This window comes from Streptomyces sp. HSW2009 (assembly GCF_040240285.1).
Lineage (GTDB): Bacteria > Actinomycetota > Actinomycetes > Streptomycetales > Streptomycetaceae > Streptomyces.
In genome coordinates this window covers 1-9,342 of sequence record NZ_JBEHZD010000308.1, presented here as the reverse complement: position 1 = coordinate 9,342, position 9,342 = coordinate 1, and the positions used below count along the sequence as shown (strand labels likewise).

4 protein-coding genes are annotated in these 9,342 nt (G+C 72.8%); 1 reads left to right on the top strand and 3 read right to left on the bottom strand.

The window, feature by feature from the left end:
• Nucleotides 1-299 precede the first annotated feature (299 nt).
• The 3 genes from AAHZ94_RS21395 to AAHZ94_RS21385 form a co-directional block, all read right to left on the bottom strand.
• Nucleotides 300-3,806, bottom strand: coding sequence for a M28 family peptidase (locus AAHZ94_RS21395; RefSeq protein ID WP_349994598.1), 3,507 nt, complete (start codon nt 3,804-3,806; stop codon nt 300-302).
• Nucleotides 3,807-4,593: 787 nt separating this feature from the next.
• Complete coding sequence (locus AAHZ94_RS21390) at nt 4,594-6,009, bottom strand: helix-turn-helix domain-containing protein (RefSeq protein WP_349994597.1); 1,416 nt, start codon at nt 6,007-6,009, stop codon at nt 4,594-4,596.
• Between the two features lie 495 nt (nt 6,010-6,504).
• Nucleotides 6,505-7,764 (bottom strand): cytochrome P450 family protein, encoded by a 1,260-nt coding sequence (locus AAHZ94_RS21385; RefSeq protein WP_349994596.1) that lies wholly within the window; start codon nt 7,762-7,764, stop codon nt 6,505-6,507.
• A 531-nt stretch (nt 7,765-8,295) separates the two neighbouring features.
• Here AAHZ94_RS21385 and AAHZ94_RS21380 point away from each other — a divergent pair.
• Nucleotides 8,296-9,264: a TauD/TfdA family dioxygenase gene (locus AAHZ94_RS21380; RefSeq protein WP_349994595.1), complete on the top strand. Its 969-nt coding sequence runs from the start codon at nt 8,296-8,298 to the stop codon at nt 9,262-9,264.
• Nucleotides 9,265-9,342 lie beyond the last annotated feature (78 nt).

Genomic DNA, 9,342 nt, shown 5'->3' with positions numbered 1-9,342 from the left:
GCCCGGCGGGGGGGCGCGTTGTTGTTAAAAAGACCCCGGCCCGGGACTCCCCGGGCGGCGCCGCGAGCAGCCACGCTTGGCGCTGCTCATACCGTGCTGGTACTGCTCTTGCTGGTCGTGCTGCTCGTACGGCTCATGTTGCTCGTCCCGCGCGCCGGTTCGGCCCGTCGGGCGCGAGGCCCGGGCGGATCTGGTCCGGTGCGCGGGGCGGGTTCACCGGCCGGTGCGGGCCCGCTGCCCAGTGGTGTGCACCGCTGGGCAGCGGGGCGCGGTCGGCCGGTGGTTCGGTGGGGTGCGGGTCAGCTCACCTTCAGAGTGACGTCGTCGACGACGAAGCTCGTCTGGAGGTAGGCGTCCTCGACCGAGGTGAACGTGACGGTGACCTGCTGGCCCAGGTACTGGCTCAGGTCGACCGAGCGCTCCTGGTAGCCGCCGGCCGCGTCCGTGTTGTTCAGCGACTGCACGGTGGCGCCGTTGACCTTGACGGTGAACTGGTCGTACGGGGTGTTCTCGGTCTCGTCGGTGTCCACGTGCAGCCAGTAGTTCAGCGTCGCCTTGGTGCAGCCGGTCGGCACGGTCACCGTCTGGCTGATGGTGTCGCTGGTGGCGTTGCCGTAGCCGCCGAGCCAGGCGAACCGGCTGCCGTCGTGCGGGGACTGGCCGGCCTGCGCGCCGATCGCGCCGGTGCTGCCGGTCCACGGCGCGCTGCCGTTCTCGAAGCCGCCGTTGACGATCAACTGCTCGTCACAGCCGGGGGCGCCGCCGCCGACGGTCAGGCTGAAGGTGGCGGTGTGCGTGACGGCGCCGGTGCCGGTGATGGTGATCGGGTACGTACCCGGCCGGGTCTGCGCCTTCGTGGAGATCTTCACCGCGGACTTGCCGCCCGAGGTGACGGTCTGCGGGTCGAACACGGCCTGCGCGCCGGCCGGCAGGCCGGAGGCCGACAGCCGCACCTGCTGCGCCGAGCCCTGCGTGGTGGCCGTCGAGATGCTGGCGCCGATCGACGAACCCGGCTCCACGCTGCCCGAACCCGGCTCGACCGAGAGCGAGAAGTCATCGCTCGGGGTGTCCTTGGAGACGGCCTGCTCCCACAGCGTGTACGCGATGCCGTCCACGCCGCGGTTGAGCGCGGTGGCGTTGATGTTGTTCGTGGTGTCGCAGGAGGAGTGGTAGCACGGGTCGTACGCGCCACCCGAGGTGCCGCCCCACTTCGCGGCCTGTGCCGCGCTCTTGCGGTAGCTGGCGCCCGTCGCGTAACCGGAGGTCGGGATGCCGATCTGCTCGAACGAGTAGTCGTCGGAGCGGCCCGCGCCCTCGGTGTTCTCCTCCGGCTGGAGCTGGAGGGAGTCCCAGTACGCCTTCATCGGCTGCGCGGCGGCGGAGGTGATGTGGTTGATGAAGTAACCGCCGTTGACCGAGCCGATCATGTCGAAGTTGTAGTACGCCTTGATCTGCGACCGCTGCGCGGCGGAGAGCGAACGGGTGTAGAAGTTCGAGCCCTTCAGGCCCTGCTCCTCATCCGTCCACCAGCCGAACCGGACCCGGTTGCTCATGTTCGGGTTCTTCTCGGCCAGCGTCAGGGCCGTCTCCAGGAGTGCGGCCGAGCCCGAGCCGTTGTCGTTGATGCCGGGGCCGGCGGAGACGCCGTCCAGGTGGGCACCGAACATGTACACCTTGGAGTCGTCGCCCTTGGGCCACTCGGCGATCAGGTTGGGGCCGGCGCCGGCGCTGCAACCGGAGGTGCACGCCTGCTCGGTGACGGTGTAACCGGCCGCCTGGAGCTTGCCCTTCACGTACGCGACGGAGTCGCGGTAGCCCTGGCCGTTGGAACGGCGGTTGCCGCCGTTGCGGCTGGCGATGGACTGGAACTCGGTCAGGTGCGCCCGGACCTTGTTCACGTCGATGTCCGGCGCCCCGGTGCCCGGGTTGCCGCCGCCACCGACGGTCAGCGTGTACTGCGCGGTGTGCGTGACGCTGCCCTTGGCGGTGATGGTGAGGGTGTACGTGCCGGGCGCGGTGTTCGCGGAGGTCGTCACCTTCATCGTGGAGCTGGCGCCGGAGGTCACCGAGGACGGCGTGAACGTCACGTTCGCGCCGGCCGGGGCGCCGGAGGCGGACAGCTCGACCGACTGCGCGTCACCGCTGGTGGTGGAGGTGCCGATGGTCGCCGTCGCCGAGGCGCCCGCGTCCACGCTGCCCGATGCCGGGTTCACCGACACCGCGAAGTCGCCGCCCTGGCTGGTGCAGGTCGGGTCGCCGGGCTGGGCCGGGATGCTGATCGCGTCCCAGGCGGCCTGGGTCTTCTTGAACAGGTTGCAGGACGCGTCCAGGCCCTTGGCCGCGGTCAGCGTCGCGGTGCGGTAGCGCTTGTGGGTCATGCCGCTGGTCTTCAGCAGCATGCCGCCGTAGAAGACCTTGCCTGCGGTCTGGATGCCGACGCCCTCGACGGTGGAGTTGTTACAGGTCGGGCTGGTCGGCTTGCCGCCGCCGGGGTTCGAGCCCTCGGCGAGCAGGTAGAACCAGTGGTTGAGCGGGCCGGCCGCCGCGTGCACCTCGGTGTTCGGGATCGAGGAGGAGTAGCACCGCGGGTGGTTGCTGACCTTCTGCGGGTCGTACATGTTGCGGATCGGGCCGCTGCCGCTCAGGTTGATCATCTCGCCGACGAGGTAGTCGCCGGGCGTGTCGTACGGGGACGGCTCGTTCGCGTACGCCTCGGTGAGCGCGCCGAAGATGTCGCCGGTGGCCTCGCCGAGACCGTTCTCGTTGTTGGCACCGCCCGGCGTGAACTGGTCGAGCCCGTGCCCGAACTCGTGGCCCACGACGTCCATCGCCGAGATCCACTCATTGGCCCGGTTGTGGCCGATGGTGATCCGGGAGCCGTCCCAGTAGGCGTTGAGCTCGTTCAGGCCGACCCGCACCGGCCAGCTTCCGCCGTTGCCGTTGTGGCCGTTGCGGCCGAGCCAGTCCTTGAGCATGTCCCACTCTTTTTGGGCCGCCCACATCGCATCGACGCAGCCGGTCTCCTTGCTGGTGGGATTGCCCGTGCCCCAACTGTCGGTCGACTTGGTCATCACGCTGCCGCCGCTGTAGTCGGCACAGCTCAGACCGGGCCGCTTGGGGTCCTTGAGCTGGTACTGACCGCCGGTGGCCGTGGTGTCGATGTTCAGCGGGCTGGGGCCGTTCCACTTGCTGTTGCCGGTCCCGGCGCGCACGTCGTCGTACGAGTCGATGACCTTGCCGTTCTGCGCGTCGACGAAGACGTGCAGCCGGCTCGGGGCGGTGGCGGTCGAGCCGCTCAGCACGGTCTCCCAGGCCAGGTGCGACTTCCCGTCCTTGACCCGCACCACGAGCCGCCGGGACTCGCGCCGGTCCACCTTCTTCAGCTTGGTCCGGCTGGTCTTCTCGGCGGCAGCCGCGGTGATCTTCGCCGTGGTGGAGACGTTGATCCGGGCCTTGGACGCGGACTGGGTGCCGCGCACCTTGCCCTCGCTGTCCGCGAGGACGACGGCGTCGCCACCGACGACCGGGAGCCCGTGGTAAGTGCGCTCGTACGCCACCGAGTACAGGCCGCGCAGCCAAGGTGTCACGCTGCGCCGCTGGAACTCCTCGTCCGGGCCCTTGGCCAGCGCGTCCAGGCCGCTGTCGGTCGCCTTGTCGGCGGCGGCGACGGCCCGGTCGGCGGACTTGGCGGGGGCGGCCCGCGGGGTGTCCGCCGGGGTCGCCGACGCCGTGGCGACGGCGGGCAGCGCGGCTATGCCGAGGGTGACGGCCAAAGACACGCCGACCACCGTGATTCTTCGTAGCACGTTGGCTCCTTGGGGGATCGCGAACTGCACGATGCGGAGGTTCGGTTGAGCCGCCTGGCCAGGGACGGGTGCGGATCGCTTCGGACCGACAGGGGCACGGCCGCACCGCGGCACACACAACATGTCCATGACTAAGCCGCCGCACCGTCACATCCGGGGGTGGGCGGCGTCAACGGATCGCCGGGCACATGGCGGTTCTGTCAACAACCGGAAAACGGCGGCCGATATCCGGACGCCGAGTGGGGGCGGGGGCGCGGGGGCGGTGGCGCGGGCCGGCCCGGGGGGTTGGGGCGGCGGGGGCGCGGTGACCGGTATGCGGCGACGCGGTGCGGTGACCGGTATGCGGTGGCGCGGTGTGGGGTGGCCGTGTGGGATGCGGCGCGGGTCGGGCCGTACGCGACGGTCGTACGCGGCGATGGGGTGCGGGTGGGCTTGGCGCGCGCCGGCCCGTACGCGCTCTCCCCGCACGCGTCCTCGCGGCCCGTGCCGGTCCCGTCCGCGCCAGTGCGGTACGCGCGAGTCCCGTACGAGGTGATGCGCGGTACGCGGTAGGTCATCAGGGCGGGGCCGTGGCGCGCTGGAGCGTGGACGGGGTGCGGCTGGAGCCGTGGCGGGGGAGGGGGTGCCGGGGCGAGGGCCGTCGGGGCGTGCCCTAGCGGGACTGCTAGCCGGGGATGCTGGCTGGTGGTTCCGGCCGCGGTCCTGCCGGGCCGCTCCGCCCGGGCGGTCCTGTCGGCGAACCCGTCGGGCGGCCCCGCCGACTGGGCCGGTGCCTGTCGCCCGGCCCTCAGGTGTCCAGGCTGCGCAGCCGGTCGCGGAAGCCCCGTACGGCGCGCAGTTCGCCCCAGCGTCCGGCCAACCGCATTTCCAGGCCGCGCAGTTCGCGGGAGATCGTCATCTGCCGGGCGCGGATGGCCCCTTCGATGGCGGGGCCGATGATCGCCAGCGCCGCGTCGGGGTCGCCGTCGCAGGCGTGGCAGTCGGCGAGGCGTACCGTCAGCAGCAATTCGGCCAGCGGCAGCCGCGGCGGCAGCAGCGCCAGCGCGCCGGCGGTCGCCCGCGCCGCTTCCCTGGCCGTCGCCCGGTCGCCGGTGGCCGCGGCCAGGTCGCGCAGCGCCCCGCCCGCCGTTGACTCGACCCGCGTCATCCCGTCCACGCCACACAGCCACGGCGCCTCGGCCGCGTCCCGCGCCGTCAGCGCGGCGTGCCGGCGCCGGGCGAGCGCCACCTGGCGGCGGGTCTCCGCGCCGTCGCCGAGCGCCGCGTACGCCCGGGCCTGATAGGCGTGGGTCAGCGTCATGATCCAGCCACGGCCGGAGTCGACGGCCGCGATGCCCTGGGCGTAGCCGAGTGCCGCGGTCGGATCGCCGTCGAGCCTGGCCAGTGTGCTCAGGTCGGTGGGCAGGATGCCGCGGGCCACGTCGTCGTCGGCGCTCTGCGCCCAGCGCAGCCCGTGGCAGAACCAGGCCATGGCGATCGCGCTCTGCCCGCGCTCCATCCGCAGCCGCCCCGCCACCTGCGCGTAGTCCGCCGCCAGCCGGAGTTGGACGGTGGGGAAGGAGCCGGTGAGGTGGACGGCCTCGGCCCAGGCCACCACCGAGCGCAGCACCCGTTCGACGGAGCTGGCCAGGGCCGCGGTGGGCGGCGCGCCGACGCTGAGCCGGGCCTGGGCACTCAACAGCCCGGCCAGTCCGTGCACGGTCTCCGGGTCGGTGGCGACCGGCAACCGGTCCTCGGCGGCCCGCTGCATTTCGGCCAAGAGCGCCCGGGTGTCGCCGAGCCCCGGAACGGCACAGTCCACCCGCTCGTGCAACGGACATCGCGGCCCCTGCGTGGAGAGCCCGGCCGGCCAGTCGTCCACGGTCAGCGGCCCGATCAGGTCCGGCTGCCGGCCGCCCGGCACCGGGAGGAACAGCGATGCGGTGTCCCAGGGCGAGCCGCCGGGCCAGCCGGTCGGGGAGCCGTGCGCCCCGGCGGCGATCGCCGACAGCTCGCCCCCGGCCCCGAGTTCGGCCTCCAACCGGCGCACCAGGCCGGCCGGCAGCTCCCGTTTGCCGCTCTCCCACTTGCTGACCAGGCTGTGGTGGTAGCCCAGGCGCAGTCCGAGTTGGTGCTGGGTGAGCCCGGCCCGCCGCCGGCAGTGCCGGAGCTGTCGTCCGAACTCGGCCCACACTCCCGACACCGGGGCGTCCTTGACGGGCATGGCGAACTCCTGTCCGTGACTGCGCGCCGCCGCCCGCTGGCGACGGCGGCTTGCGCAGGTCTCACCCACCGGATGCTGCTGCATGCTGCTGCGTCGGCTGAGCCCGGAGATTAACGGTTCAGGGATTACGGCGTATACGAGCTTTACCCAAAGCTGACGTGAGCATGGTCTTCGAACCCGCCACATCGCATCGCGGCGAGGTGGCCGGTTCTCGCCGCGATGCGGTTGCCGCTGCCTGGCTGGTTCACGACGGTAGAAAGCACCGGCAGACACGGCAGACACGGCAGACACGGCAGGCTCACAGACACGGCAGACACGGCGGACGCGGCAGGCCCACAGACACAGCAGACGCCGCGGACAGCGCAGACGCCGCAGACCGGGGCGGCTCCGGCGCGCAGGCGATCGCCGTGCACGCATCGGGGCCACCCCGGTCCGCTCAGGAGGGGCACGGCCCTCGGTCATCTCCAGGCTGCGGCCGATGTGCCGCCCGCCCGATCAGGCCGCGCCGCCACCCGTGAGCCGCACGGGCAGGGTGTGGGTACTGTTGCCGATGAAGCTGGGGTGCGGCGGCAGTTCGGACTCCGGCACGGCGAGCGTGATCCCGGGGAACCGCGCGTACAGCATCTCCAGCGCGATCGTCGACTCCATGCGCGCCAGCGGCGCCCCCAGGCAGTAGTGCGCCCCGTGGCTGAAGGCGAGGCTGCGCACGTCGGTCTTGCGCGTGACGTCGAACTGGTCGGCGTCCGGCCCGTAGGCGAGCGGATCGCGCCCGGCGGCCGTGTACGAGGCCAGCACCGGGGCGCCCCGCGGGATGACGGTGTCGCCCACCGGCAGGTCAGCGGTCGGGTAGCGGAACGGGAAGTAGCTGACCGGGCTGTCGTACCGCAGCGTCTCCTCCACCACCGCGTCCCAACTCACCTGGCCGGACAGGGCCAGCGCGAGCTGCTCGGGGTGGGCGCTCAGGGCGCGCACCGCATTGGTGATCAGATGCAGATTGGTCTCGTGCCCGGCGATGATCATCAGCAGCAGGGTGGCGGCGAGCTCCTCCTCGGTGAGCCGGTCGCCCTCCTCCCGGGCCGCGATCAGCGCGCTGGTCAGGTCGTCCCCGGGGGCGGCCCGCCGCTCGGCCGCCACCTGGGACAGCACGGCGTACATCTCCTCGGTCGCGGCCCGCGCCCGCTGCGGCGATGCGGCCGTGCTGACGATGTCGTGGGACAGCTCGTGCAGACGCTTCTCGTGCGCGGTGTTGACGCCGAGCAGTTCGCAGATCACCCCGAGCGGCAGCGGCAGCGCGAAGTGTTCGCGCAGGTCGATCACGCCGCCTGGGGCCGCGGACGCGGTGGCTTCGAGTTGGTCGAGCAGCGCGCCGGTGCGCTCCTGCACCCGCGGGCGCAGCGCCTCCACGCGGCGCGGCGTGAACGCCTTGCTGACCAGCCCGCGCAGCCGCCGGTGCTCGTCACCGTCGGCCGTGGTCATCCCCTGGACGGTGGCGAAGGCCGTCAGCGGCCAGTTCGCGGGCAACTCGCCGGCGTGCAGGGCGGCGAAGTGGCAGGAGTCCTTGGCGACGGCCGGATCTTGAAGGAACTCCTTGAGCTCCTCGTGCCGTACGACGGCGTAGGCGGACACCTCGCCCGGCAGGATCACCGGTACGGCGGCACCGTGTTCACGCAGGCCCGCATTGACGGCGTGCTGCTGGGCGCCGCCGGGATCGAGGCGGTGCGGAAGCGATATCGGACAGCGCTGTTGGTCGGTCATCGGCCATCTCCCCGTGGTGTGCCGGTCCGTTTCGGCCAAGACTGCCACGGGAGCCATGTCGTTGATCCCGTACGCATGCTCGAAAGCTCAGAACTAGCTCAACCTTTGACGGGTTCGATGACGTGGCGCCGTGCGCTTCCTAGGCTCGTGATCATGACCGCAACACCCGCGCCCGGGCCGCTGCACAGACGCCGGCCCGTCGCAGCCCCTTGCTCGATGTCGGCCCCCACGCCCCCGAGCGCCGTGCCGGCCGGGTCCGCCCCGGCCGCGGAACCCGCCGCGCCCCAGGTCACCCACCAGGTCGCGGAACAGCCCAGCGCAGCACGGCCCCCCTTTCCCCAGCCGGCGGCCCCCCACGCCGCCCCCGACCCGTCCGCCCCGGATCAGCCTGCCTCCCACCGGCCCGTTCCGGACCAGCGCGTTCCCCGCCCGTCCGGCCCGGAGCCGGCCGTTCCGGCCCCCGCGGCCGGCGAAGTGGCCCCCGCGACGGCTCCCGCGCCCGCCGGCGCCGGCCCCGTACGCCGCCCGCCGTTGCCCGACGAGGACCCGCAGTACTACTTGGAGCAGGGTGCGCGCCTGCTCCGCAGCCGGCTGTCGGCCACCGCCCTGGCCGGACTCGAACGCTGGCGCGGCGCCCCCACGCCCTGGCTGGAACTCGACGGTCTGCCCCAGGCCGACGCGGAGGTGCCGACGCCCCGGGACGGCTTCTGCGACGAGTCCCTGCTGACCGTGCCCAACCTCGTCCACTTCGGGCTGCTGCGCCTGCTCGGCCTCGAACCGGTCGCCTTCCGTTGGGAGAACCACGGCCGCCTGCTGCGCAACGTCGCCCCCAGCGCCGGCGCCGCCCGCAGCCAGACCTCGTGGGGGTACGCCACCGAACTCGACTGGCACACCGACGACTCGGTGCTCGACCACGCCCCGGGCGGCACCCCAGGCGAATCCATTCCGCACTTCCTGACCTTCTACGGCATGCGCAACACCGAACGCGTCCCGACCTGGCTGCTCCCCGTGGACGAGGTGCTCGCCGGCCTTCCCCTCGCCACGATCTCCGCACTCCACCAGCCGGACTTCGACGTGAGCGCCCCCGAGTCGTACGCGTCGTACGGCACGGAGCCGGAAGCGGACGCGGAGACGGGTGGTGGCGCGGGACCGGGCGCCGACGCGGGCGCCGATACGGGTGCTGGCGCGGGCGTGAACCCCGCGGGCCGGCCGCCGCTGCGCACCGGGGCGCCGCTGCTGTGGACGCTGCCGGACGGAAGCACCGGACTGCGGTACGGGCCGGGCCGGGTCAGCGGGCGCACCCCCGCCGCGCGTGCCGCGCTTGACCGCTTCGTGGCCCGGGTCGCCGGCTGCGAGGGCGTTCCGGTGCTGGTGGAGGCGGGCGGCTTCCATCTCTTCGACAACCGTAGGGTGATGCACCGGCGGCTGCCGTTCGAGCCGGCCGCCGCGGACCGGGCGCGCTGGCTGCGCCGCTGCTACGCGCGCCGGAGCACGGCCTGACCTGACCCGACGGGGCCGGGCCCTGCGGATCGGCCAGCACCGCGAAGACCGCACTGGCCGGGGCCGGGATCAGCCGGG

Bases quoted from the DNA above. Each gene is read 5' to 3' on its own strand.
- AAHZ94_RS21390 (WP_349994597.1), bottom strand. From the start codon at position 6,009: ATGCCCGTCAAGGACGCCCCGGTGTCGGGAGTGTGGGCCGAGTTCGGA.
- AAHZ94_RS21385 (WP_349994596.1), bottom strand. From the start codon at position 7,764: ATGACCGACCAACAGCGCTGTCCGATATCGCTTCCGCACCGCCTCGAT.